Source organism: Saccharopolyspora soli, from assembly GCF_022678645.1.
Taxonomy (GTDB): Bacteria; Actinomycetota; Actinomycetes; order Mycobacteriales; family Pseudonocardiaceae; genus Saccharopolyspora; species Saccharopolyspora soli.
In genome coordinates, this window is record NZ_JALBWV010000056.1 from 1 (window position 1) to 25,405 (window position 25,405).

The following is a 25,405-nucleotide window of genomic DNA, read 5'->3' on the forward strand; positions in this document are numbered from 1 at the left end:
CGCCGATCTGGCGAAGGGGCACTACTTCGCATGAGCATCGTCGAGGACGCCCGCCGCGCGCTCGGGCCCGTGGGCGTGTCTCTGCCCGTGTCGTTCACGAGCATGCCGCCGGTGCACGAGCAGCACGATGCCGCGGTCCGGCTCGAACAGGCGGGCTACCCCGCGATCTGGGTCAACGAAGCGCTCGGCAAGGACGCTTTCGCACAGGTAGCGACCTTGCTCGCCGCGACGGACAACGCCGTTTTCGGCACCGGGGCCGCCAACATCCGGGTTAGGGAGCCGCAGACGACCCATGCCGCGGCGGCCACGCTCGCGCAGGCACACCCCGGCCGGTTCGTGCTCGGCCTCGGTGTCGGCTATCCGCAACAGGCGGCGGCCGTCGACCGCGAGTTCGGAAAACCTGTGTCAACGCTCCGCGACTACCTCGGCCGAATGACCGAGCAGGCCTTCCTTCCCGCACCCGACGCCCGGTATCCCCGGATCATCGGCGCGAACGGCCCGAAGATGACCGCGCTCGGCGCGGAGATCGCCGACGGCACGCTGCCCGCGATGCGCCCGCCGGAATTCAGCGCGCAGGCAAGAGAGCTGCTCGGGCCACCACGAGGCGGGTGCCGACCACGTAATCCTTATGCCGACCACGGACGACGGCCTCCACGCGAACGTCACCGAACTCGAACGGCTTGCACCGGCGATCGTCACCTGAACACGAAAAACGCCCCGTGCGTTCGCCGCTGTCGGTGCGGTTAGGTCCTCGACGACCAGCTGTCCTACCGGCCGCGCCCGAGCCGAAGCCTCGGCGGTGAACGCAACCTGACTGCCCGATAGGTCATCGCACGCGCTGAAGCTGTGAGAAAGTTGGCAGCATGGCGCACCGCGCTGCCTGGTCACGCCGACAGGTTCTTCGGAGTGGTCTGATCGCCGGTAGCTTCGTGCTAGCGGGCGGGTGCGACGCGCTGGGGTTCGGCAACACGCTGGACCGGATCAGGCGAGACGGAGTGGTCCGCGTCGGCCACGCCGGGGAGCGGCCGTACGCCTACGAGGAGGCCGGAGTACTGGTCGGTGCCACTGCGGCCGTGCACCGAGCCGTTTTCCGGCGGCTCGGAAATATCGAACTCCAAGGCGTGCAGACCAGGTTCGGTGAGCTGATCAACGGCCTCAATTCGGGCACTTTCGACACGGTCGCGGCCGGCATGTTCGTCACCAGGGAACGCTGTGACCGCGCCGCGTTCTCCGACCCGGAGTATTGCGCGCCGACCGGCCTGTTGGTACGCGCCGGGAACCCGCGCAACCTGCGCGACCTCGCCTCGGTAGCCGCCGTCGGCGCCAGCTTGGTTGTCCTGGCCGGGAGCGTCGAGGAGAGCTACGCCCGTGCGCTGGGGGTCCCGGACGACCACATCGTCGTGATCGGTGTCCCGGAGGACGGACTCAATCTGGTCGCTTCGGGCCGGGCCGACAGCTTCAGCCTGACCCATATCTCGCTGCGCTCCCTGTTGGAGCAGGCCCGCCTGCGTGCGGAGCGGATCGGCGCGCCCGAGGTCGCGCAGACGCAACTGCTCGATCCGTTCACGCCGGTCATCGGTGGCGTGCCGGTGACCGGATGTGGGGCCTCGGCTTTCCGCAAGCCGGATGAACAGCTCCGGGCGGCGTTCAACCGTGAGCTGAGCGCGCTCCGGGGGGACGGCAGTGTGCTGAGACTGATGTCGGAGTACGGCTTCACCGAGGCCGAGATGCCCGATCCGGGGATCACCACTGAGCAGCTGTGTCGCGCGCCGGGGGTGACCGGCCCGGAGATCGATCCACTTCCCCGGTGAGCGCGCTCGAACAGGAGGTCGCCATGGGGTCGACCCGAGCCAGATCCGAAACGTCCCGCCTCTCCGGAATCGACGTGCCGGTGGCTACGATCGCCGCCGGTCTGACCGTCGCGTTCCTGCTTGCAGGGTTGCTGGCCAGCGATGTGATGCGGGTCGGCGGCCTGCACATCTACGCGTTCATCGCCGACTGGTTCGGCTGGGTGTATGTGCTGTCCACCGGCGCATTCGTGTTCTTCATCCTGTACTTGGCGATCGGCCGGTTCGGTCACATCAAGCTCGGTGCCCCGGAGGACAAGCCGGAGTACTCGACGTTCTCCTGGATCGCGATGATGTTCGCGCTCGGGGTCGGCATCGGGCTGATCTTCTACGGGGCGGCGGAACCAACGATTCTGTACGCGGATCCCCCTCCGAGCGGCCCGGCGCCACGCACCGCCGAGTCCGCCACCGTCGCGATGCAGTACTCAGTCTTCCATTGGGGCTTGCACCCTTGGGCGTTCTTCGGCGTGGCCGGCCTGGCCATGGCCTACGCGACGCACAACAAGGGCCGCACAACCCTGGTCACCGACACGCTCCGGCCGATCATCGGAGATCGAGCGGACGGAGCGTGGGGACGTGGCATCAACACTTGGGTGATCGTGACGACCTTGGTCGGCAACTCGGTCACCCTCGGACTCGGGACCCTGCAGATCGTCGCCGGACTGGGCTTCCTCACCGGCACCGACCTGTCCGAGACGGATTGGCTGCTGATCGTCGTGATCAGCGTGCTTTCCGTCGGCTTCTTGCTCTCGGCAGTTTCCGGGGTCGGCAAGGGCATCAAGCGGCTTGCCGACTTCAACGTCGTGCTGGCGCTCGCGTTGCTGGTGTTTCTGCTGGTGCTGGGGCCGGTCCGGTTCATCCTCGACCTGCTGTCCGAGGCGATGGGAGGCTATCTGTTCAACTTCATCCCGATGTCGTTCGAAACCGGCGCGTTCGACAGCGGCACCTGGATGCAGGACTGGACGGTGTTCTTCTGGGCGTGGGGAATCTCGTGGGCCCCCTACGTGGGCAGTTTCCTGGCCAAGATTTCGAGGGGCCGAACAATCCGGGAGTACGTGATGGGCGTGCTGGTGGCGCCAACGATCGCCAGCATCGTCTGGTTCGCCGTTCTCGGTGGCGCCGCGCTGGACCTGCAGCTAACCGGCGAGCGCGACATCGCAGCGGCCGCGGAGGCGAGCCCGCAGGCGGCCCTGTTCGAGGTGCTCGAAACGTATCCGCTCACCACGGTCACGAGCGCCGCCGTGGTGGTCCTCGCCGCGGTCTTCTTCATCAGTGGCGCGGACGCCGGGGCGCTCGTGCTGGGCACCTTTTCCTCGCGTGGGAACCCGGACCCGAAGAAGTGGATCGTTGTCACCTGGGGTGTGCTGATCGGGCTGGTGGCCCTGGTGCTGCTCATGGTCGGCGGGCTCGACGCGCTGCAGTGGGGCGCCATCGTGGTGGCCTCGCCCTTCGTCCTGATGCTGCTCGCGATGTGCGTCGGCTTCGTGTTCGACCTGCGCTCAGACACCAAGGCCGCAGTGACCGCCCGCCCAGTAGCCGAGTGACCCCGTGTCGGCCCGGGATGGTCGATGACAGTCAACCTCCAGTTCCGCGCAAATGGCTGTCCAACAAGCGGGCGGCCGTAGTTGGCGGTTGTAGAGGTCCGCACCGAGACACGTCTTTCCGTCTACGGACACCAGCGGCGAGACGTCCGGATGGCGGGACTGATCTCAGCGGAGCAGTGGCAGCGAGCCGACGAGCTTGTTGACCTGCTTGCGCGGGCCGTACAGGCCGACACCGACACTGGCCAGGTCGGCGGTCGGGGTGGCCGCCATCTTGTCGATGTATTCCTCGTATGTCTTGCAGCCCTGGGCCAGGGAACTGAAGCCGACGAAGAACATCCCGTCCTGCGCGGCCGCGGTCTGCACAATGGTGTCGATGTGCTCGCGCGGCGCCACCAGGATTGGCAGCGGGGTGTAGATGACGCCGGGGTGTGTCACGCCGTCAGCGTCCTTCACATCCACGCCGACGAGTCCCTCGACGCGGTGCCCCATGGTCAGCGAGAGCACGCTCGCCGCGTTGACCGCGAGTCCCGTGGGCAGCTCGTCGCTGACCGCGATCGCGCACTTGAACTCTGGCTGGCCTGTCATGCGGTGTCCTTCTCGGTGTTCGGTTTTGCCTTAAATCAACGCCGCCACCACGACGGCCGCGACCGTCAGGGTGCGCCCGCGCCGACGCGCGGGTTCCGCAGAGCCTGCCGCGGCGGCGAGTTCGACGAACTCGCCGTCACGCAGGGTCATGATGTCGAACTTAGCATTCGATGCGGATGGTTCTGACTTTCGTCGTGATAAATTCGGTCACCCGCGATAATCTCGAATTCTGCACGGAAACGTGGTGCTGATGATGGTGCTGGACGAACTTGACACGGCGTTGCTGACGCTCCTGCAGGAGGACGCTCGGCTGACGAACAAGGAACTGGCCGCCCGCCTGCACGTGGCACAGTCCACCTGTCTGGAACGCATCCGCAGGCTGACCAAGCGCGGCATCCTGCGCGGCCAGCACGCCGATGTGGACCTGCGGAAGATCGGTCGCGGTACCCAGGCGATGGTGGCCGTGCAGCTGCGTCCGCCGGACCGCGCGGTGATCGAGTCGTTCCAGGCATTCGTGGCGAGCCTGCCGGAAGTGCTGTCGTACTTCGTCATGTCCGGTAGCGACGACTTCCTGCTGCACGTCGCGGTGGCCGACAACGATCAGCTCAGCGCCTTCATCCTGGACCGCCTCACCCAGCGGCGGGAGATCGTGCACGTGCGGACCTCGGTGATCTTCAGTCATGTCCGGCGTTCGGTGGTCGTGCCCGTGCCAGGCACGGAGGAGTCATGACAGCTCGACGCGCTGCCCGGTGCAGCCACACCCCAGCGGCTGCACGTGATGCCGACCATGGTGGGCTTCTTCGCTCGGTTGTGGGTTTGGTCGTGTTCGTGGGTACGGGCGGGATCAGCTCTTGACGGCCCCTGCGGTCAGGCCGGAGACGATCCAGCGCTGCAGCAGTGTGAAATTCCTTTGCCGAGTCAGCTGGGAGTGACCTATTTGGACGGTGATCACGAGGTAATCGGCACCGACGAACCCAGGTCGTGCTGGCCAGCTAGCGCGGAAGTACCACGATGCGGTGTCCATTGAAGCGTGTCCGCCCCAGCCAAGTCGGGTAAACGGTTGGGACCGGTCCCGTACTGCGGCGCTAACGTTTCCGCATGGTCAACTTGCCACCCGATTCACCTGTCACGCTCTCGCGCGTGCTCATACCGCTCGGCTTCCTTCTTGCGCTGCTGGCTGCGGCCGTCCTGCCGTTGGCGGGCGTGTCCTGCGGCGCGGACACCCACGGGCTCATACGCATCTGCTACCCGGGCTGGGGCGCGGTGTCGGGCACGCCGAACATCACCTCGCCCTACGTGACGTCCCCTGACCCGGCCACCATTGTCGGGCCAGCTGCGACGCTGCCGACCGGTATCCGACTGTTCGCCGCACTCACCACGCTGGTGCTGCTCGCTGGCGCAGCCAGCGCCTTGGTACCCAACACCTATCGTCGTGTGGCGGTCGGCGCCACCGCCACGGCCGTGAGCCTGGTGCTGCTGGTAGCGACCGCAGTACTGGCCGCCGCGCACGCTGGCTCGGTCTACGTCTACGTCGATGCCTCCTCGTGGGCTTGGCTTGGTATCGGCGATGGCGCCGGGGTGTCCGGCGGGTTCTGGCTCGCGCTGGTGCTCGTGGTCGGGACCGGCGTCGTAGTCCTCTCCAACATTTCGGGCCTGCGGTCGGCCCGCGCCGATGCGGATCTACGCATGCCGGGACTCGATGCCTGACAACTGGCCCGCGACCTGATCTTTAACCTAGACATGGACTTCAAGGCGAGGGCAAAGTTCAAGACGCCATGGTAAGCACGCAGCCCGCTCCGAGTCGGGAATGGCGCGGTATGCGGTGGTAGGAACGCGGGAGGATTGTATCGGCGAAAACCGCGTTGCAATAAAGTGAACCGACCCATGCTGCACTGTTTTATCCTGCGGTTTCTGCCTTTTCGCAGGTGATCGTCTTTTGTGGACTATTCTGAGGGCTAAGGGGGCGCAGGTTCAAATCTGGTCGTCCCGACGGCGAGAAGGGGTTTCGCGGGTCACAGGTTGTGGAGGCCTTTTTGGAGGTGACTCAAGCGGCGACCGACTCGCGGGGTGCGAGTCGGTCGCTGTGGGAACGGGGTGCTTTTAGCGAATGGCGTTGAGGGTCAGGGTGAACACCTCGGGGTCGCTGTGGTTGACCTTGCCGCTGTGGTCTTCGCCAGCATTCGAGCTGACGTCGTCGTAGGGGAAGGCGTAGCCCTTACCGTCAGGCAGGTTCTCGTGCACGATGCGGGCGTAGTGGTTGGTGGGTTCGTGCTGGTAGAAGGTGGCCGGGTCCTCGCTGTGCGGCTGTTCGTTGTTGATCAGCAGGGTGGTGCGGTTGAACGCCGCGGCCAGCCGCGGCACGATCGCCAAGCGCTGCTGGGAGTCGCTGCCCGGACTGTTGGCGAACGGACCGCTGTTGCAGCCCCAGATGTCGGCCGAGGTCGGCTTGGCGAAGCGCTCCGAGCCGAACACCAGCTCGCTGCCCTCGACCTTGCCCTCCAGGATGCCGATGTCCGAGCGCTGCGTGTCGATGAACAGTGTTTCGGCGGCGTATTTGGCGTACACCTCGTCGACGTAGGGCTCCAGGTAGCCCGCGAAGTCGCCCGCCCGGTGGTTCGGACTCAGCACCCGCACCACCTTGCCGCCGGACTCTTGTACCAGGATCGGCCACTGGCCGCCCTGTCCCTTCAGCGACGACGCGATCTTGTCCAGCGAGCCGGTGGGCAGGCCGGGAACCTCCTGGGCGCCGCCCGCGTGCTGGAGGTGCAGCCCGATCGGCGCGGCGACGAAGTCGACGTAGCTGATGTTGGCGTAGAGCTGCTCGGCGTTGAGCGTGAATTCGGCGAACGTCCAGTCCTTGCCGAAGTTCGGGTCGGCGTCGGAGACGAAGTTCGGGTGCACGACGGTGGTGGCACCGTCAGCGCCCTTCACGGCCTGGAACTCCAGCTTGTCGTTGGTCGCGAAGTAGACCCGCGCGCCGAACATGCGGGCAACGGTGACCTCGACGGTCCCGTCGACCGGGATCGCCGGGTCCTCGCCCAGCGGCTGCGGCTCGGGACCGCTGGCCTCCGGGAAGTACAGGGTGCTGTCGGGCCGGACGAACACGGCCCTGCCGTCACCGTCGGACAAGCCGGTGATGTAGGCGTGTGCGGTGGCACCGGAGTTGTTGACCAGCTTGAACTTCAGGTTCTCCGGCGCCGCCGAGGCGAACGGCAGGCTGATCGCCTGGCCCCAGAACGGAGCGGTCAATGCCGCGGCGGAATAGCCGAGAAACCTCCGACGAGAAACCATGGGAACTACCTCCACAGACAACGGCGTCGCCCTGAAAGGCGGGCTAGATCCTGTCGTGATCGATACCGAAGTCTGCATGTCTAGACCACGCCACAAAACCCCGAAATGTCGGAAACAAGCACCCCCGAACACCAATCAACGCAACCGCACACGTGCTGTGAAATCGCAAGGACCCGACGAGAACCAGCCACCGGATCAATCGCCACCCGGCGTTGCGCAGGAACTTCCGGGCGGCCTCGATCCGGCTCGCCCGAAAATCCAGGGCCCGCGCGACCTAATCCGGTTCACAACCGCGGCCCTGTATGGGAAACAACGGGAAACTTCCCACCCACCGCTCATCCCGCACCAGATCCACTGGATGCAAGTCCGTGGGGTCGACGGCCTGTGGCCTTCGGTCCGGCCCGTAGTCAGGGGCCACGTCCGGCAGGTACGGCGAAACAGTTGGCCTGATCATCGTAGCCGCAACTCGACGTGTTGGGCGTGGGTCTGAACGGCGGCAGCCAGCGCGGCACGGTCGAGTTTCCATCCTTGGATCGGAATGCTGAAATCGACCGCCTCGGCCGGGACATCGGAGGCGGTGAACATCCGGTTGACCGCCTGGGTCGCCCGCCCGGGACGGCGGGGTATCTCGGCACCCGGCACAGGTTGCACACCGAGCCAGCGGCTCCGGCCCGATCGAAGCTCAACGATCGCGATCACCTGTGGCCAGGGTAGGAATAGTTTCCGGCCCATTCCCAGCTCGATCCCGCGGGCGTCCACGCTCACCGCGACCCGTCCCCGCCGCACCACCGGCATGCCCGCGATCAGCGCGCCGAGCAGCCAGATCGCCACGGCGGCGACCACGGCCCCCGTGCCGCTCCCGAAACCGATGACCAACCCGCCGACGACCGTGCAGCCCACACCCCAGGTCGTCGTCTGCCACGTCGGCCCTTGACGGGCCACGTAGCAGTCCCGCCGATCCAGTTCCTGTTCGGACATGCCCCCGACGCTAGGAGCCGGGCCGGGGAGGGGTCCTCAGAGCCCGTCGCATCGAGCACTGATCCGCACACCCCGAACCGCGAATTCCGATCACCCTGCCCACCTCCGGGCAGGGTGATCTCGCTTTTCCCACCCTCGCAACTCGCACTGCGCGGGTTCTCAGACCTTTCCTGGCGAGGACAGCCCCAGCACCGCGCATTGGACACGCGTGGCGAACAAGTTCGTCGAACTCGCACATGCGTCCTAGTCGGTTGTTCGGGCAGGCATCGAGTCCGGGCTCGTCATCGCGTACCCGATCACCATGTCCGACAGGAGTTTGCGCAAGCGCTCGCGGTTTTCCGGTGCGGCGGGGTTGCTCTGGAACAGCCACTGGAACGTGAACTGGTTCGACAGCCGGAAGAAGCTGAAACTCGTGATCGCGAAGTGGAGGTCGACGGCATCGATCCCCTGGCGGAAGACGCCCGAGCGCAGCCCGCGTTCGACGATCTCCGACAGCGTACGCACCTGACCGGTCCCACGAGCCGCTTCCCGGCGGGCCGGGGCTGGTAGGGCCGATGCTGTCTCTACCGCCGCATGCGACGCGTGGATCGCCGCGCTGCTGGTGGCAGGCCGGGAAGCTCGTGGGTCTCGAATGGACACGTCCGCAGTGCAGCGGTAGGACGGGGGAGGAGAGTGCCAACGCCCGGTCCGGTGCGAGGAGCAGGATCGACATGTCCGCTCAGTCCGATGGCCGCAGTCGCCGCCGATTCCCCAGCTCACGACGGCGGGCGACGCTGACCGAGGACGACATCACCGTCGTGGAGGCGCCCACGCTGCGGCGTGCGGTGGGCGCGACGGCGATCGGCAACACCATGGAGTGGTTCGACTTCGGCGTGTACAGCTACCTCGCGGCCACCCTCGGCAAGGTCTTCTACCCGGAGGCGACGCCGACCGTGCAACTGCTGGCCACGTTCACGACCTTCGCCGCGGCCTTCTTGGTCCGGCCGCTGGGCGGGCTGGTGTTCGGGCCGCTCGGCGACCGCTTCGGGCGCCGCAACGTGCTGGCCACCACGATGATCATGATGGCGGTCGCGACGTTCTGCCTCGGCCTGATCCCGAGCTACGCGGCGATCGGCGTCTGGGCGCCCGCGCTCCTGCTGGTCGTCCGCATGCTGCAGGGCTTTTCCACCGGTGGCGAGTACGCCGGAGCCATGACCTTCCTGTCCGAGTACTCGCCCGACCGCCGGAGGGGCTTCCTGGGCAGTTGGCTGGAGTTCGGCACGCTGACCGGCTACGTGCTGGGCGCGGGCCTGGTCACCGCGATCACCAGCGCACTCCCCGAGCAGGACGTGGTCGGCTGGGCCTGGCGAATCCCGTTCCTGGTCGCCGGTCCGCTGGGGCTGATCGGTCTCTACCTGCGGCTGAGGCTGGAGGAAACGCCCGCGTACTCGCGGATGGCCTCGTCCCGGGAAGACGAACGCGGCGGCGAATTCCGCACGATCATCGTCCGCTGGTGGCGGGCGATGTTGCTGTGCATCGGGCTCGTCCTCGCGTTCAACGTCACCAACTACATGCTGACCTCGTACATGCCGACCTACTTGAGCTCGGTGCTCGGGTACCGCGAATCGCACGGCCTGCTGCTGGTGTTGGTGGTGATGGTCGCGATGATGGTGGCGATCACCTTCGTGGGGCGGCTGTCGGACCGCGTCGGTCGCCGTCCGGTGGTGCTCGTCGGGTGCGGCTTGCTGGTGGTCTTCGCCGTCCCATCCTTCTTGCTGGTGCAGATGGGTGGCGTGCTGCCGGTGTTCGCGGGTGTGGCGTTGCAGGGGCTGATGTTGTTGTGCTTCAACAGCACCCTGCCCTCGACGCTGCCCGCGCTGTTCCCGACGCGCGTGCGCTACGGCGGTCTGTCGATCGCCTTCAACATCTCGGTCGCGCTGTTCGGCGGGACCACGCCCTTGGTCTCCGAAGCCCTCATCGCCGAGACCGGGAGCAAGATCATCCCGGCCGTGCTGCTCGTCGTGGCTGGACTCGTCGGGGGCGTCGCGATGTGGTTCACCCACGAGTCGGCGGGCAAACCGATGCCGGGTTCCGGCCCGACCGTCTCGTCGCGGCAGGAGGCCAAGGAGCTCGCGGCGCGCAGCCGCTGATCCGGCCGGTCGGAGGGGCCGACCGCGGCCTCTGACGCTGCTTCCGTTCGGATGTGGTCGCAGCCGCTCGTTCCGCCAGGCACTTCGCGCCGTTCCTCCGAAATCGCCGGTGACGACTACAGTACTTCCGTCCACGACAACAACATCCTGCACGCGCCCACAGGTCTGCGGGCACGACTGGCCGCACGCCACGGAGCCCTCCCGATATCAACGTCCACAATAGACACCGTGGCGAGGTTGCCAGCGCGCGACGAATAGCACCCTGGCATCACCGGCTGCGATCAACCAATGCAGAGGATCGGGCCGTAGAAGCCGGAACGACATGGAAGCGCTACGCGCCCGGCATCATGTAGGACTGCCCGAAACCCGCCGCTTTCACCACTCGGAGCAAGTCAGCTCGGGCATTGACTGCCTCGCCCCGCCACTCCCTGCTGGCTTGCTCTGGGGCCGATTCGTCGTGCTGGTACCCGACGGGTAGGAGCCGAGATCCGTGTTTCTGTCGAGTTTTGGCCGCTGGTGTGGCCCTGTCGGCGGTGTTCACGGGCTGATTGCCCGCACAGGATCAGGAAGAGCTGTCCGGCTGACCAGATCCTGTCCGACGGGCCGAATCGGATGAAAAGGGAGTGACATGACGAGCAGCGGTAGGCCGATGAAGAGGCGTGATTTCCTCCGCTCCTCCGCCGTTGGCGCCGCCTCCGTGGCCGCGGCCGGATCCCTGCCCGTTGCCTACGCGGACACTCCCGGGCCCGCCGCTCACCTGCTCGCGAACAACGTGTCGCCCGATGTCGGGGCCGGTAGCACTGCTCCGATCCGGCCCTTCGCACTGCGCCAGGTGGCCGTGGGACCCGGCCTTTTCCAGGAGAAGCGCGACTTGATGAAGAACTTCATCGAGAGATACGACCACCAGCGCTTTCTCCTGTTGTTCAACAACACCTCGGGGCGGCCCAATCCGCCCGGCCTGGACGTCCCGGGAGGTTGGGAGGACGGGGGTCTGCTCAGCGGCCACTGGACGGGCCACTACCTGACCGCGCTGGCGCAGTCCCACGTCGACCAGGACGAGCAGGTCTTCAAGGACAAACTGGACTGGATGGTCGCCGAGCTCGGCGAATGCCAGGACGCACTGTTGGGCAGGACCGTGCATCCCGGCTACCTGGGTGCGCTACCCGAGGACGTGGTGCTGCGCGCCGGTCCACCGCGGTTCGCCCTGTACGGCGATGATCTGGACACCAACACCTGGGCGCCGTGGTACACCCAGCACAAGATCATGCGCGGCCTCCTGGACGCCTACACGCTCACCGGCAGCCAGCGGGCGTTCGAGATCGTCCGCAAGATGGCGGACTGGGCGCACCTGGCGTTGACGCTCGGCGACATTCATCACCCGGACTACTCGGGACCGGTCACCAGGGACGATCTGAACCTCATGTGGGACACCTACATCGCCGGGGAGTACGGCGGTGCCAACGAGGTATTCGCCGAGATCTACGGGCTGACCGGAGACGATCGGCACCTGCAGACGGCCAGGTGCTTCGACAACCGCGAGTCATTGTTCGGTGCCTGCGTGGACAACCGGGACATCCTGGTCACCACCGACGCGACCCGCCCAGGTCGGCGGCGGCCGAATCGCCTGCACGCCAACACGCACGTCCCCAACTTCGTCGGCTACCTGCGGATCTTCGAGCAGACCGGCGAGGAGGAGTACCGGGTCGCGGCGAAGAACTTCTTCGGCATGGTGGTGCCCCATCGCATGTTCGCGCACGGCGGCACGAGCGGGAACTTCCCAGGTTCCAATGACAACCCCGAAATGTTCCAGAACCGGGACAACGTCGCCAACGCCATCGGCTCGGATGGCGCCGAGTCTTGCACCACCTACAACTTGCTCAAGCTGGCGCGCAACCTGTTCTTCTTCGACCCCGATCCGGCGTACCTGGACTACTACGAGCGCGGCCTGGTCAACATGATCGCCGGGCAGCGAGCGGACACCGATACGGTCGAGGATCCGCAGCTCGTGTACTTCCAGCCGCTGACCCCCGGTTCCAGGCGCGACTACGGCAACACCGGAACCTGCTGCGGGGGCACGGGTTTGGAGAACCACACGAAGTACCAGGAGACGATCTACTTCCGCTCGGCCGACGGGTCGACCCTGTGGGTCAACCTCTACGCCACATCGCGCCTGGCCTGGACCGATCGCGGGTTCACCATCACGCAGCGGACCGACTTCCCCCGTGAACAAGGCACCACGCTAACCGTGGACGGCAGCGGCCCGCTCGACATCAAGCTACGCGTCCCCGGCTGGGTGGCCGCGACCCCGCAGGGTTTCGTGGTGTCCGTCAACGGCCAACGCGTGGCGGGTCCTCCGGCACGACCCGGCAGCTACCTCACGCTGAGCCGGACGTGGAGCCCCGGTGACACCATCGAGGTCGCCATGCCGTTCACCATTCGCATCGAGCGGGCCATCGACCGTCCGGACACCCAGTCGATCTTCTGGGGCCCGCTGCTGATGCCGATCCTCGGCGACCCAGGCGCGGGCAACTTCCGGGAACTCACGCTCTACCGCTACCTGAAGCTGGACGGCGAATACTCCAGAGCGGCGATCACACCGAGCGGCGACCAGACCTTCACCACGGGTGGTCTCACGCTGCGTCCGCACTACGTGGGGGACGCCCAGCCCCAGTCCCCGTACTTCAGGAGGGTCGAGCCCGACGTGGTTTTCGGCACCATCAACACCGGTGTGCCCAACCGCAAGCGCGACGACGACCTGCCGAACTACGACGTACCGGTCGAGGGCATCGGCTCGCCCGGCGACGAGGGCCTGACCTTCCTCGACGTCGTGTGGGACGCCGCACCGTTCCCCACCCACGGCGACTTCGTGCGCCGGGTGGTGGAACTCGCGAACGAGTGGGTGGTCAATGGCCTGTTCACGGCCGCGGAACGCGACACCGTGATCGAGTACGCCACCCAGGCAGAAGGCGAACTCCGCCCGTAGCCGTTGCGAGGCGCGCGATGTCAGCTCTGCCAGGCCTGCAGATCAACCAGGAGGGGTAATGCCCACTCGTCGTTCCTTTCTGCAAATGTCCAGTGTTCTCGGGGTTGGCGCACTCGCCTCGGGCCTGCCCACCTTCACCGCGCAGGCCGCGCCGCAGCGACCCGCGGTGTCCTCGTTGGTGGCGACCGAGGAAGCGACCAGGCTGTGGTACCCGGCGCCCGCAGCGGAGGGGGTGATCATCGAGCAGGGCCTGCCGGTCGGCAATGGCCGCCTCGGCGCGCTCGTCGGCGGCGACCCGGCGCGGGATTTCCTCTACCTCACCGACGTGACGCTGTGGACGGGCGGGTTGAACGACACGCTCGACGCCGATGGGCAGTTTCCGTACGATCCCGCGAACTTCGGGACTTTCAGCCTGCTCGCCAAGCTGTTCGTGCTGCTGCCGGACCACATCGGTGTCAGCGACTACCGGCGCGAGTTGGACCTGTCCAATGGGATAGTCACCACGACCTACACGCACGATGGTGCCACCCATCGACGTGAGGTGTACGCGAGTCACCCGGACGACGTGGTGATCGTGAGGCTGTCCGGTGGCGAGCTGACCGGGTCGGTGGTGCTGGAGGGAACGCACGGCGAGAGCACGGTCGGCGAAGTATCGAGAACTGCGGCGAGGTTCTCCGGTTCGTTCCCCAACGGGCTCGCGTACGGCGCCGCGGTCACGGCGTCGGCGATCGGCGGGGCGGTCGAGGTGCGCGGCACCGAGGTCGCGTTCGTCGGATGCCGCGAGGTCGTCATCGTGTTCAGCGGAGGCACCAACTACGTGCCGGATTCCTCGACCGGCTTCAAGGATCCAACGCTGGATCCAGTAGCCGTTGCGCTTGCCCGCGTCGCGGCGGCGGCCCGGATCCCAGGTGCCGCGCTGCTGAACACGCACGTGGCCGACTACCGCGAGCGCTACGACCGCATGACCATCGACCTGGGAGAATCCACTGCTCAGCAGCGCGGCATGGACACCTGGTCGCGGCTGGTGGCCCGCGGCGGCGACGGCGCTGCGCCCGATCCGGAACTGGAGGCGAGCTACCTCCAGTTCGGCCGGTACCTGATGATCACCGGCTCGCGGCGCAGCCTGCCGATCAACCTGCAGGGCCTGTGGCTGTCCAACAACACCCCGGACTGGTACAGCGACTACCACACCGACATCAACCTGCAGATGAACTACTGGCTCGCCGACCGCGCCGCGCTGTCGGACTGCTTCGACGCGTTCGCCGACTACTGCGTCGCGCAGTTGCCGGAATGGTCGAAGCAGACCCGGGCGCTGTTCAACGACCCGCGCAACCGCTTCCGCAACACCAGCGGCAAGGTCGCCGGGTGGACCACAGCCTTCTCCAGCAACATCTACGGCGGGCTCGGCTGGTGGTGGCACCCGGCTGGAAACGCATGGCTGTGCAACTCCCTGTGGGAGCACTACGACTTCACCCAGGACACCGGGTATCTGAGCAAGATCTACCCGCTGCTCAAGGGCGCGTGCGAGTTCTGGGAGTCGCGGCTGATCGAGTCGCCGCAGGGGCTGATCGACGACCACGACTGGTCGCCGGAGCACGGCCCGCAGGACGCGCGCGGCATCACCTATGCCCAGGAACTGGTGTGGGACCTGTTCGGCAAGTACCGGATCGCGACCGACGTGCTCCACCGGGACCAGGACTACGGACGGGCGATGTCGGCCCTGCGGGACCGGTTGTACCTGCCGGAGGTGAGTCCGACGACCGGGATGTTGCAGGAGTGGATGTCCCCGGACGACCTGGGCGAGACCACGCACCGGCACCTGTCCGGGTTGATCGGGTTCTTCCCCGGCGATCGGATCCGAGCCGACGGCGGCCACCCGGACCTGGTGGAAGGCGTGCGGCAGACGCTGATCAGACGCGGCGTGGACAGCTTCGGCTGGGCGTGTGCGTGGCGTTCGGCTTGCTGGGCGCGGCTTCGGGACGCGGACCGGGCGTACCAGTTGCTGCTCAACGTGCTGCGTCCATCGATCGACTTCGCCAACGGCACCGCGCCGAACATGTTCGACATGTACAGCTTCGGCGACCGGGCCATCTTCCAGATCGACGCGAACCTGGGCGCGCCGACAGCGATGCTGGAGATGGTGCTGTATTCCCGCCCCGGCGTGATCGAGCTGCTGCCCGCGTTGCCGGGAGCGTGGGCTCGTTCGGGTTCGGTGGCGGGCATCGGCGCGCGCGGCGGTTTCGTCGTCGACCTGTCGTGGCGCGACGGCGCGGTGACCGAAGCGACGATCCACAGCGTGGGCGGTCGCACCACCGAGGTCCGCGCCGGAGCCTGGACGCGCACTCTCCGCCTGCGCGAGGGCGAATCGATCACGGTCACGCCCACGAGCTAACGTCTCACCCCCGAGCATCGTGGATGCCGTTGCTGCCACGAAGTCCGTCCAGAAAGGAGTAGTCGTGCTGGCCGATCCGGTGCGATTCACACCGCAGTTCAAGGCCGAGGCACCAGAACGCTACGCAGAACTGCGGGCGCGCGGGCCGATCCACCGGGTGACGCTGTCCAACGGCGTTGATGCGTGGGTCGTCGTGAGTTACGAGGCGGCACGCGCCGCGCTGACCCATCCCGCGCTGCGCAAGGACCCCACATCCGCCGCGGATGTGCTGGCCGCCGCGGGGATTACGAGCCACCTGCCCGGCGTCGGGCTCGGCGGGCAGATGCTCGAAGCCGATCCGCCCGAGCACACCCGGCTGCGCAGACTGGTGGCCAGCGCGTTCAGCCCTCGCCGCATCCAGGGACTGCGCGGCGGGATCGAAGAGATCTGCGACGAGTTGCTGGACGCGATCGCCCCGCTGGGCGAGACCGACCTGGTGGAAACCTTCACCGGCCCCCTGCCGGTCGCGGTCATCTCCGAACTGCTCGGCATCCCCGAGCCGCTCCGGGCCGAATTCCGGGTGCAGACCTTCGCGGCGCTGTCAGTGCCCTCGGACGAGCAACGCGCTGCCGCCGCGGACCTGAACGCGCTGCTGAGCGAACTGCTCGACCGCAAGCGCGAACAGCCCGAAGACGACCTGCTCTCCGCCCTGATCGCGGTGCACGACGAGGACGACGGGCGGCTGAGCCGCACCGAACTGGTCGGCACCGCCGTGCTGCTCGTGGTCGCCGGGCACGAGACCACGGTCAACCTGCTCGGCAACGCGCTGCTCGCGCTGTTCCGCGCGCCCGGACAGGCGGACCTGCTGCGATCCGATCCGGAACTGATCCCCGGCGCGATCGAGGAATTCCTCCGCTACGACCCGTCGGTAGAGCTGACCACCCCGCGCTACGCCGCCGAAGACTGCGAGCTGGGCGGGCAGCGGATCAGTCGGGGCGACGTGGTCGTCGTGGCCCTCGGCTCGGCAAGCCACGATCTCGCCGTCACCGGCGACGCCGGACCGCCCGCGCTGGACGTGACCCGCTCGGCGAGCCGCCACCTCGCATTCGGGCACGGTGTCCACCACTGCCTCGGCGCACCGCTGGCGAGACTCGAAGCAGCGGTCGCGCTGAGCCGGGTTCTAACCCGGTTCCCAGACCTGCGGCTCGCCGTGCCCGAACACGAGATCCAGTGGGTCCCCAGCGGCATGATGCGCGGCCCGCTCCGGCTACCAGTGCGGTTCAAGGCCGAATAGGCGAACCTCCACCGCAACTCGCAGCGCGCCGAGAAGGGATGTTCACCGACGGAGTCTCGCCCTGCCTACGCATCCGGACTGCGGGCGTCTTCCCAGGTTTGGGGGACAACGACGTGGAGAGCGTTGCGCGCCACCGAGAAGCGTTGCGGGGTGCCGTCGACCAGTTCGCCATCGACGTTGATCGGCAGGTTCGGCTCGGTCGCCACGTCGACCCGCACGGTGCGGAAGGTCTCGACGTGTTCGCTGTCCAGCGCGCCGCGCTTGAGATCGCGCACGACGGAGATCAGATCGCGCAGAGTTCCCTGCCGCATCACCGAGATGTCCAATGTCGCGTCGTCGATACCGGAATCGTGCGCCGCGAGCTGCCCGCCGCCGAAGTAGCGGCCGTTGGCCACCGACAGCTGCAGCAAGCCGCGGTACTCCACGGGTTTGTGATCCCCGTCGGGGAAGGTCAGGCGCGCCGAGAACGGCCGGTGCCGCAGGAAGGCCCTGGCGGTCGCCACCGGGTAGGCCAGTGGTCCGATCCACTTCTTCAGCGTCGGCGACATCGCTTCGGCCACACCCGCGCCGATGCCAACCGATGCGCGGTTGACGTAGTAGTTGTTGCCGCACAGGCCCAGGTCGATGTCGACCAACCTGCCGTGCGCGATGGTGCGGCACGCCTCGTCGAGATCCGTGGGAACGTGCAGGGTGCGGGCGAAATCGTTGGCGGTGCCCAGCGGGAGCAGACCCAGCGGAACCTCGCGGTGCGCGAGCACGTCGACCACTGAACTGACGCTGCCGTCACCACCGCCGAGGACGATCAGATCGTGGCCCGCGTCCACTGCGGCCGCCACCGTCTCCGGCAGGCGGGACGGATCGTGCAGCGGAAAGGTCGAGCGCAGCGGTACGCCCAGATCCCGCAGCTTTTTCGCCGCCTGTGCGTATGCCTTGTTTCCCGTGCGGGCACGCACGTTCACCACCAAGGCGGCTCGCTCGACGGAACCGTGGATTGAAATGATCTCTCCTCGCAACCAGAGCTTGCCAGACCACCAGTGTAGTCGGGTGTCGTCGATGCGCCGTTCGCCGTGGAGCGTTTTCCCGTCGCGGAGCCAAGTCCCAGGTTGACTGGGGTGGAGTCCGGCCCCCAGCGGAGGAGGTAACCTGCGACCGGGTGAGACGCCAAGACCATCATCGTGAACGATGCGGAGGGGTGGACGCGACGTGGTCGACGGGCAGGATGACGAACGCAACCGCGTGTTGGACTCGGCACGAATAGACTCCACGGTGCCAGCCTCGGCCAGGATCTGGAACTACTGGATGGGCGGCAAGGACAACTACGCGGTGGACCGGCTCGCTGGCGATGCGTGGGCCGAGGTGAACCCGGAGATCGTGAACGAGGCGCGGCAATCGCGGCAGTTCCTGATCCGCGTTGTGCAGTACCTCGCAGGCGAAACTGGTATTCGCCAGTTCCTCGACATCGGCACCGGTCTACCGACGATGCAGAACACCCACGAGGTAGCCCAGGGGATCGCGCCGGAATCCCGGATCGTCTACGTGGACAACGACCCGATGGTTTTGGCCCACGCCCGCGCGCTGCTGACGAACACGACGCCAGGAGGTGTGACCACCTATCTCGACGCCGATGCGCGCAACCCGGAGCGGATCATTGCCGACGCGCACAACGTGCTGAACTTCAATGAACCAATCGCGGTGATGTTCATGGGGATTCTCGGGCACCTGGCGGACTACGACGAAGCGCGGTCGATCGTCTCCCGGGTCATGACCGCCGTCCCGTCGGGCAGCCACCTAGCGCTCTACGACGGGGTCAACACCGACGAGGCCAAGGTCGAAGCCGAGACCGCTTACGCGGACACCGGGGCCATCGCTTACCACAACCGCAGCCCAGAGCAGATCAGCCGCTTCTTCGAGGGCTTGGAACTGATCCCGCCGGGCCTCATCTCCATCTCCCAGTGGCGACCCGACGGAGAGACCGTCAAGCCGACCGGATCCTACGGCGCCGTAGCACGCAAGCCGTAAGCGATCACTACAGCGAGCCCAGCCACGAGACCAACGCGTCGTTCGTGACATGGCCGTGGGCGCATCTTCGATCAATTCTCCGTCGGTTACCGACTGTGGTCGGTATGTGGAGCGTTTTCCGGATGCGACCATTTGTCTGCCGAGGTACAACGAGTGCGTAGAGACCCGCACGGGGAAGGCGGCCTCCGAGCCCGCCTGCGCAGCTGCCCGTCCTGTCGCCAGGAGGTGGTGCTGTGAAAATCGTGTGCATCGGAGCCGGACCCGCGGGCCTGTACTTCGCCATCTCGGCGAAGCTGCGCGAACCCGGCCATGAGATCAGGGTCATCGAGCAGGATCCGCCCGGCGCCACCTACGGCTGGGGCGTCGGGTACGGGGAAGACCTGCTCGACACGCTGTTCCGCAACGACCCGGACAGCGCGCGTCGGATCCGTTCCGCGTCCGTGCTGTGGGAGGAGCAGGGCATCGCACTGCGCGGTGCGGATCAGGCGTACCTGGGCGGCTACGGATACGCCCTGAACAGGGCGTCGCTGCTGGAGATCCTCGCCGAGCGGGCGCAGGGCCTGGGCGTCGACGTCGAGTACCAGCGGTCGGTGGAGGACATCTCCGAGTTCCCCGAGGCCGACCTCGTGGTGGTCGCCGACGGCGCCAACAGCAAAATCCGGCAGAACTACGTCAAGGAGTTCGGCACCGAGGTTTCGCAGGGCGACAACCCCTACATCTGGCTGGGCACCGACCGCGTCTTCGACAATTTCACCTACGACTTCCAGGAGACTCGGGCCGGGTGGATCTGGTTCCACGCCTACCCGTCCAGCAACGGGATCAGCACCTTCGTCGTGGAATGCCAGGAAGATACCTGGCGGGGACTGGAGTTGGACCAACTCGATGACGAGGGGACCGTGCACCTGCTGGAGCGGATCTTCACACGCTCCCTCGACGGCGGTTCACTGATCAGCCGGTCGCGGGGCAGGCCCGCGTCGTGGCAGCGGTTCACGCAGGTCTACAACCAGACCTGGCTGCACGACAACGTGGTCCTGATCGGCGACGCCGCGCACACCACCCACTTCACCATCGGCTCCGGCACCATGCTGGCCATGCTCGACGCCATCATGCTCGCCCAGAAGCTGTTCGAGCACGGGGACGACTTGGCCGTGGCGCTCAAGGAGTTCGATGTGCAAGGCCACGCCGCGATAGGCCAGATGCAGGCTGCGGCGCGCACCAGCATGGCGTGGTTCGAGAACGTCGACCGCTACCTCGATCGCAACGTGCACGAGTTCTGCTACACCATGGGCACCCGCCACGGCGGGCAGCGGCCGTGGCAGTACCAGCACCACCTGATCAACCAGAACCTGGTGGCGCGCAAGGCGTTGCGCCTGCTGGCGACCGGGAGCCGGTGGTACCGATCCTGCCGCCGCGGTGAACCCTGGCGTTAGCCCGGATCTTTCGTCCGGTGGATGTGCTGCCCTGACCGGACAACCCGGTCAGGGCTTGCGGGCGATGGCGCCGTACATGGCGATGTCGGCGTCCGGGACGTTCAGGGCGGTGCCGTTGTCCGGGCGCCACTTGTGCATCTGGACGATTCCGGGTTCGACCAGTTCGAGGCCGTCGAAGAACTGGGCGGTCTCGGCGTGGGAACGCCAGCGCAGGGTCTCGCCGTGCTCGTGGTAGGTCCGGCGGACCTCCGCCAGTACCTCCGGGGCGAAGTGGTCGGTGGCGACTGTGGCGGTCACGTAGCTGCCGGAGGGCAGCACGTCGATGATCCGCCGTACCACGTCCAGCGCTTCGTCGTCGTCCTCGATGAAGTGCACGACCGCGATGAGCATCAGCCCGATCGGCCGGTTCGCGTCCAGGGTTTCGCGGAACTCCTGGGAGGCCAGGATGGTGTCGGGGTCCCGCAGGTCGGCTGCCACGTAGGCGGTGCGGCCCTGTTCGGTGCTGGACATCAGCTCGCGGGCGTGCGTGAGCACGATGGGGTCGTTGTCGGTGTAGACGACGCGGGCCTCCGGCCGCACCTCCTGCACGACCTCGTGCAGGTTCGGCGAGGTGGGAATGCCGCTACCGATGTCCAGGAACTGGTCGATGCCGCACTCGGTGGCCAGGTAGCGGCTGGCGCGGTGCATGAACTCGCGGTTGGCGCGCATGTGCACTGGCAGCGCGGGCCAGATCTGCTTGGTGGCCTCCGCGGCGGCCCGGTCGGCGGCGTAGTTGTCCTTGCCGCCGAGGATGTAGTCGTAGATCCGCGCGCCGTGCGCCCGGTCGGTCTGCAGGTCGACGCTGGTGCGCGGAGTCCCGTCGCTCATCGTGCTCCTCCCGGTCGCAGCACCGCTATGCTTTCAGAGATCAACACGGTCCGTCCACGGATTCCGGTTCTTCGTGTTCTGGTGCGGATCGGTTGTCGATCGTCCACTGTGGTTGGTGGGAGGGTCCCGCGCCGCAGGCTGGTCGCATGCTTCGCCGGTTGAAGTTGCTGCCCCGAGTCGATCGGGACTTGCTGCACGAGCTGCTCACGCGCTACCAGAACAGCTGAGGTCAGTGCCGTTCGGCCCGTTGCAGCGCGGAAACATGCGGCACTGACACCTCGATCGTGCGCCCACCTCCGCAACTCTCGAACAACGGTATGTTGCCCGCTTCGGTGCTCGGAACCTCTTCGGGTCGACGACGTGGCCCGCTGCGACGATGGCAGCGTGAGCGTGACTCGCGAGGGAGAGAGTGTGGACAGGCAGAATTCATCTCGTGCTGCAAGGGATCGCGCGGTGGGCCGGTCCCGGACGAGACATGCCGCTGGGGGTTTCATCCGGCAGGTGCGGCTGGACCCGGCCTCTGCTACCGGTCGCTACCCGTTCACCCTTCCGGCGGTGCGGGCCCTCGGGAGAACCAAGGGCCTCGCGCTGGACGCGGGCGTGACGTTCCTGGTCGGGGAAAACGGCACCGGCAAGTCCACCCTGGTGGAGGCGCTGGCGGTGGCCTGCGGATTCAACGCCGAAGGCGGCAGCCAGCACTTCCAGTTCGCCACCCGCGCCACCGAATCCTCCCTGGGCGACTACCTGATCCTGACCTGGTCCGGTCGCAAGCCACGCACCGGGTTCTTCCTCCGCGCCGAGTCCTACTACAACGTCGCCACCGAAATCGAACGCCTGGACCGCGACCCGTACTCACCACCGCTGCTACCCGCCTACGGCGGCACCTCGCCCCACGAACGCTCCCACGGCGAATCCTTCCTCGACCTGGTCACGCACCGCTTCGGGCCCAACGGGCTGTACCTGCTGGACGAACCCGAAGCAGCCCTGTCCGTGCGCGGCTGCCTGGGCGTGCTGGCACGGCTGGCCGAACTCGCCCGGCGCGGCAGCCAAATCGTCGTGGCCACGCATTCGCCGATCCTGCTCGCACTGCCCGGTGCCACGATCTACGAAATCGATGAGGACGGCGACATCGCCCGCGTGGACTACGACGACGCACTGCCCGTCCGGCTCACCCGAGACTTCCTGGCCGCCCCGGACCGGTTCCTCCGCCATCTCCTCGACGACGAGTGAACGCGGCGCCTCCCCGGTCACCGAGGAGAGGTGGGCCCACGATCCGCTCAAGGTACTCGCGCCACTCCGCCGAGCATCAGCCGTTCGATCAACGTCGGCGGCGTGACCTCCGGACCCGGCGGCCACCACTGGTCAAGCTCGACGAGTCCGGGAGACAGCAGCGGCAGGCCGCAGAACATCGCCTCGATCTCGCCTCGGGAGCGGTAGCGTCCGGTGCCCATCGAACTCGTGCGCCACGCGTTCTCCAGCGAACGCGCCAATTCGTGCCCCTCGGGCAGTTCATCGTCGGGATCCCACCAGTGGCACAACACCACGTACGAACCCGGCGGCAGGACTTCAACGTACTGGCGCATGATCCTGACCGGATCCTGATCGTCATCCACGTGGTGCAGCGTCGCGGACTGGACGAGCGTGATCGGCCTGTCGAAGTCGATGTGCTGTTGGACAGCCGGGTCCTGGAGGACGACCTGGGGATGGACGAGGTCCTGCTGGACGAAGTGGGTGTACACGTTGTCCTCCAACAACGCCCGGCCGAACGCGGCCACCGACGGGTCGTTGTCGACGTACACCACCATCGCTTCCGGATTGCTCCGCTGCGCGATCTGATGCGTGTTCTCGTGCGGCGCGGACCTCGGCAGGCCGGAACCGATGTCGATGATCTGGTTGATGCCAGCGCGCGAGACCAGGTAGCCGATAGCGCGGTCGAGCCACCTGCGGATCATCACCGCGACTAGCGGCCCGTCGGGCGCGATCTGCCGAACCTGTTCGTACACCACACGATCGACGGCGAAGCCGTCCTTGCCCTCCTCGAAGAACATGTCGTAAACGCGCGCGATGGAGGCGCGGCCGAGGTCGATTTCCGGTGCGCTGGTGGGATCGTTCTTGCGCCGGAACAGCTCTGGCTGGTCGCCGGTGGTGGGTTCGTTCATGAACCGCATGGTAGGACGTCGCCGCAGCACCACGGCGGCGCGACCAAGGGCATGATCATCGCCCGATCTTCGCGACACGGCGATCATCCCAGGTCACCTGCGCGGCGCCGTTGCGGAACCCGGCCCGTTCGTTCGAGCGGGATGTTGACGCTTGATCGACGCGGTTATAACGTTCGGCGCCGACAATTGAAACAAAATAGAAACTTTCTGGATCGGTGTTGTTCGCGGAGACGACAGAACTCCGCCAGCAGCCGGACCAAGAGAGGACGACTTGGTCCCGTGTCCTCCTCCACCGCATTGACCCTGCCTGGAGCGGCGGTGAAACGCCGTGTGCCACAACGAAACGAGTGACGCCTGACAGGCGCGATCACGAAGGAGCTGTGGTGGACGAACTAGCGATCAGCCGACGTCATGCGCTGGGTGTGTTCGGTGCGGCGACCGGAGCTCTGGCGGTCGGCGCGGCTACAAGCAGACCGGCATAACTGTCCACAGCGGACATGTCGGCCTGGGCACCATCGACTGGTCTCCGGAGGAACCGAACACTTTCCTCTGGCAGATTGGGAAAGCCGACCGCACGAGCGGCGAGTACGCGCTGGCGACCGGCTCACCCGCGCGGCCGGGCCCGCGCGCTTACGAGAAACCTGCTGGTGTCCCAGGGGATCTGACGTTCGTCGTCGGTTCGGACTGGGAGCCGACGGACTGGTACTACGCGCAGACCAACAGCGGTACGTGGACGATCATCGTCGGAAACGTCCCACTGGGCGCGGCCGACCGCATCAACGTCAGCTTCACCGCGAACGGCGGACGGGCCCACGGAACCGCGATCGGAGTCGCCCGAGGATAATGGCAGTTTTCGTCCTGTCCGGCCTCACCTTCGTCGGGGACGCGGTTCGGACGCGCCGCAACGGATATCGGTGGACCGAAGATCCGTGACGAGCAGAAGGCCACGGAGGCGCGGCTGGTCGGTTCTGTTCTGGCGATTTGACGTTTACGAACTAGTTTCGTATAACGAAAATATGGCGACATCATCGGGGAATTCGGACGAGACCCGGCGCTCCGGCGCTTCGCCCAAGCCCCGGCGCGAGGTGGTGGGCGGGCTTGCGAAGGGGCTCGCGATCATCGAGGCGTTCGACGCGCACCGGCCGCAACTCACGGTCAGCAGCGCCGCCGCGATCACCGGCACGACACCGGCCGCAGCTCGCCGTTGTCTGCTGACGCTTGAAGAGCTCGGCTACGTCACCCATGACGGCAAGTACTTCCGGCCGACTCCGCGCATGATGCGTCTGAGTGCGTCCTACGCGCGTACCGCGTCCTTGCCGCTACTCGCCCAGCCGTGTCTTTCGGCGGTGCGCGACGAGCTCGACGAGTCCGCGTCCCTCGCCGTCCTGGACGACGGGTACGCGTTGTTCATCGAGCGGGCGGAGGCCACCCGGCTCGCCTCGGCGGGAGTGCGGGTGGGGACGCGGCTTCCCGCGTATGCCTCCTCCACCGGGCGCGTGCTGTTGGCCGCGTTGCCCGACGAGGAATTCGAGGCGTATCTGGACGGATTGCGGCCGCAACGCCTGACGCCGAACAGCCCGGCGACCATCTCCGAGGTCCGCCAGCGGGTCCGGCGGACCCGCGAAGACGGGATGGCCTTCACCGAGGAGGAATTGGAGGCGGGGGTGCTCACGGTGGCGGTTCCGGTCCGGGACAGCCTCGGCCGGATCCACGCCGCGATGAGCGTCAGCACCTCCACCGCCCGCGCTTCGCTCGACATGCTGCGCGAGAAGTTCCTGCCCGTGGTCCGGCGGGAGGCCGCGCGGCTCGGCAACACGCTCTGAGCTGAGAACTCGTCCTGCGGGGCGGCTTTGCGGTCGCGCCCGACGCCGGTGCGCGGCGTAGCGACTTCCGCCGTCCGGTTTGGCC

Annotated in this window: 21 protein-coding genes; 14 read left to right on the forward strand and 7 right to left on the reverse strand. The window is 66.9% G+C overall.

Going from position 1 to position 25,405, the window contains the following annotated elements; genetic code table 11:
* The 3 genes from MOQ72_RS32760 to MOQ72_RS32770 form a co-directional block, all read left to right on the forward strand.
* On the forward strand, positions 1 to 747 hold a 747-nt coding region (locus MOQ72_RS32760; RefSeq protein WP_242189636.1), incomplete at its 5' end, for an LLM class flavin-dependent oxidoreductase.
* Positions 748 to 863: 116 nt separating this feature from the next.
* Positions 864 to 1,811, forward strand: a complete 948-nt coding sequence (locus MOQ72_RS32765) for a transporter substrate-binding domain-containing protein (RefSeq protein ID WP_242189637.1) — start codon at positions 864 to 866, stop codon at positions 1,809 to 1,811.
* Positions 1,812 to 1,834: 23 nt separating this feature from the next.
* Positions 1,835 to 3,391, forward strand: a complete 1,557-nt coding sequence (locus tag MOQ72_RS32770) for a BCCT family transporter (RefSeq protein ID WP_242189638.1) — start codon at positions 1,835 to 1,837, stop codon at positions 3,389 to 3,391.
* A 165-nt stretch (positions 3,392 to 3,556) separates the two neighbouring features.
* Here the strand turns inward: MOQ72_RS32770 and MOQ72_RS32775 are convergent, their stop codons facing one another.
* On the reverse strand, positions 3,557 to 3,976 hold the full coding sequence (locus MOQ72_RS32775; RefSeq protein WP_242189639.1) for a DUF2000 domain-containing protein: 420 nt from the start codon (positions 3,974 to 3,976) through the stop codon (positions 3,557 to 3,559).
* A 259-nt stretch (positions 3,977 to 4,235) separates the two neighbouring features.
* Here MOQ72_RS32775 and MOQ72_RS32780 point away from each other — a divergent pair, with 259 nt between their 5' ends.
* Together MOQ72_RS32780 and MOQ72_RS32785 are read left to right on the forward strand one after the other, a co-directional pair.
* Positions 4,236 to 4,706: an Lrp/AsnC family transcriptional regulator gene (locus MOQ72_RS32780; protein WP_242189685.1), complete on the forward strand. Its 471-nt coding sequence runs from the start codon at positions 4,236 to 4,238 to the stop codon at positions 4,704 to 4,706.
* Between the two features lie 410 nt (positions 4,707 to 5,116).
* On the forward strand, positions 5,117 to 5,683 hold the full coding sequence (locus tag MOQ72_RS32785; protein WP_242189640.1) for a hypothetical protein: 567 nt from the start codon (positions 5,117 to 5,119) through the stop codon (positions 5,681 to 5,683).
* A gap of 393 nt (positions 5,684 to 6,076) precedes the next feature.
* Here MOQ72_RS32785 and MOQ72_RS32790 read toward each other — a convergent pair whose 3' ends face one another.
* The 3 genes from MOQ72_RS32790 to MOQ72_RS32800 all read right to left on the reverse strand — a co-directional run bounded on the left by MOQ72_RS32790 (position 6,077) and on the right by MOQ72_RS32800 (position 8,749).
* Positions 6,077 to 7,267 (reverse strand): glycoside hydrolase family 64 protein, encoded by a 1,191-nt coding sequence (locus tag MOQ72_RS32790; RefSeq protein WP_242189641.1) that lies wholly within the window; start codon positions 7,265 to 7,267, stop codon positions 6,077 to 6,079.
* 450 nt (positions 7,268 to 7,717) lie between these two features.
* Positions 7,718 to 8,245 (reverse strand): hypothetical protein, encoded by a 528-nt coding sequence (locus MOQ72_RS32795; protein ID WP_242189642.1) that lies wholly within the window; start codon positions 8,243 to 8,245, stop codon positions 7,718 to 7,720.
* Positions 8,246 to 8,488: 243 nt separating this feature from the next.
* The gene (locus MOQ72_RS32800; protein WP_242189643.1) at positions 8,489 to 8,749 is read right to left on the reverse strand and encodes a hypothetical protein; all 261 of its coding nucleotides are present in this window, start codon (positions 8,747 to 8,749) and stop codon (positions 8,489 to 8,491) included.
* Between the two features lie 206 nt (positions 8,750 to 8,955).
* On the opposite strand from MOQ72_RS32800, the gene proP reads away from it, so the two are divergent.
* The 4 genes from proP to MOQ72_RS32820 all read left to right on the forward strand — a co-directional run bounded on the left by proP (position 8,956) and on the right by MOQ72_RS32820 (position 17,022).
* A complete protein-coding gene (gene proP, locus MOQ72_RS32805) occupies positions 8,956 to 10,374 on the forward strand; it encodes a glycine betaine/L-proline transporter ProP (RefSeq protein ID WP_242189644.1) in 1,419 nt (472 codons plus the stop codon).
* 649 nt (positions 10,375 to 11,023) lie between these two features.
* The gene (locus MOQ72_RS32810) at positions 11,024 to 13,357 is read left to right on the forward strand and encodes a glycoside hydrolase family 127 protein (protein ID WP_242189645.1); all 2,334 of its coding nucleotides are present in this window, start codon (positions 11,024 to 11,026) and stop codon (positions 13,355 to 13,357) included.
* A gap of 85 nt (positions 13,358 to 13,442) precedes the next feature.
* Positions 13,443 to 15,749, forward strand: coding sequence for a glycoside hydrolase family 95 protein (locus tag MOQ72_RS32815; RefSeq protein ID WP_242189646.1), 2,307 nt, complete (start codon positions 13,443 to 13,445; stop codon positions 15,747 to 15,749).
* 64 nt (positions 15,750 to 15,813) lie between these two features.
* On the forward strand, positions 15,814 to 17,022 hold the full coding sequence (locus MOQ72_RS32820; RefSeq protein ID WP_242189647.1) for a cytochrome P450 family protein: 1,209 nt from the start codon (positions 15,814 to 15,816) through the stop codon (positions 17,020 to 17,022).
* 65 nt (positions 17,023 to 17,087) lie between these two features.
* On the opposite strand, the gene MOQ72_RS32825 is transcribed toward MOQ72_RS32820, so the two are convergent.
* Complete coding sequence (locus tag MOQ72_RS32825) at positions 17,088 to 17,981, reverse strand: diacylglycerol/lipid kinase family protein (protein ID WP_308198018.1); 894 nt, start codon at positions 17,979 to 17,981, stop codon at positions 17,088 to 17,090.
* Positions 17,982 to 18,204: 223 nt separating this feature from the next.
* On the opposite strand from MOQ72_RS32825, the gene MOQ72_RS32830 reads away from it, so the two are divergent.
* Both MOQ72_RS32830 and MOQ72_RS32835 read left to right on the forward strand, forming a co-directional pair.
* Positions 18,205 to 19,041 carry an SAM-dependent methyltransferase gene (locus tag MOQ72_RS32830; protein WP_242189649.1) on the forward strand — a complete coding sequence of 279 codons (837 nt, stop codon included), beginning with the start codon at positions 18,205 to 18,207 and terminating at the stop codon, positions 19,039 to 19,041.
* Positions 19,042 to 19,274: 233 nt separating this feature from the next.
* Positions 19,275 to 20,471, forward strand: coding sequence for an FAD-dependent monooxygenase (locus MOQ72_RS32835; RefSeq protein ID WP_242189650.1), 1,197 nt, complete (start codon positions 19,275 to 19,277; stop codon positions 20,469 to 20,471).
* 48 nt (positions 20,472 to 20,519) lie between these two features.
* On the opposite strand, the gene MOQ72_RS32840 is transcribed toward MOQ72_RS32835, so the two are convergent.
* Positions 20,520 to 21,338 carry an SAM-dependent methyltransferase gene (locus tag MOQ72_RS32840; RefSeq protein ID WP_242189651.1) on the reverse strand — a complete coding sequence of 273 codons (819 nt, stop codon included), beginning with the start codon at positions 21,336 to 21,338 and terminating at the stop codon, positions 20,520 to 20,522.
* A 501-nt stretch (positions 21,339 to 21,839) separates the two neighbouring features.
* Between MOQ72_RS32840 and MOQ72_RS32845 the strand changes: the two genes are divergently transcribed.
* On the forward strand, positions 21,840 to 22,568 hold the full coding sequence (locus tag MOQ72_RS32845; RefSeq protein WP_242189652.1) for an AAA family ATPase: 729 nt from the start codon (positions 21,840 to 21,842) through the stop codon (positions 22,566 to 22,568).
* A 47-nt stretch (positions 22,569 to 22,615) separates the two neighbouring features.
* Here MOQ72_RS32845 and MOQ72_RS32850 read toward each other — a convergent pair whose 3' ends face one another.
* Complete coding sequence (locus tag MOQ72_RS32850) at positions 22,616 to 23,497, reverse strand: SAM-dependent methyltransferase (RefSeq protein ID WP_242189653.1); 882 nt, start codon at positions 23,495 to 23,497, stop codon at positions 22,616 to 22,618.
* 556 nt (positions 23,498 to 24,053) lie between these two features.
* Here MOQ72_RS32850 and MOQ72_RS45790 point away from each other — a divergent pair.
* Both MOQ72_RS45790 and MOQ72_RS32855 read left to right on the forward strand, forming a co-directional pair.
* Positions 24,054 to 24,341, forward strand: coding sequence for a polysaccharide lyase family protein (locus MOQ72_RS45790; RefSeq protein WP_372495603.1), 288 nt, complete (start codon positions 24,054 to 24,056; stop codon positions 24,339 to 24,341).
* Between the two features lie 172 nt (positions 24,342 to 24,513).
* Positions 24,514 to 25,320: an IclR family transcriptional regulator domain-containing protein gene (locus MOQ72_RS32855; protein WP_242189654.1), complete on the forward strand. Its 807-nt coding sequence runs from the start codon at positions 24,514 to 24,516 to the stop codon at positions 25,318 to 25,320.
* Positions 25,321 to 25,405 lie beyond the last annotated feature (85 nt).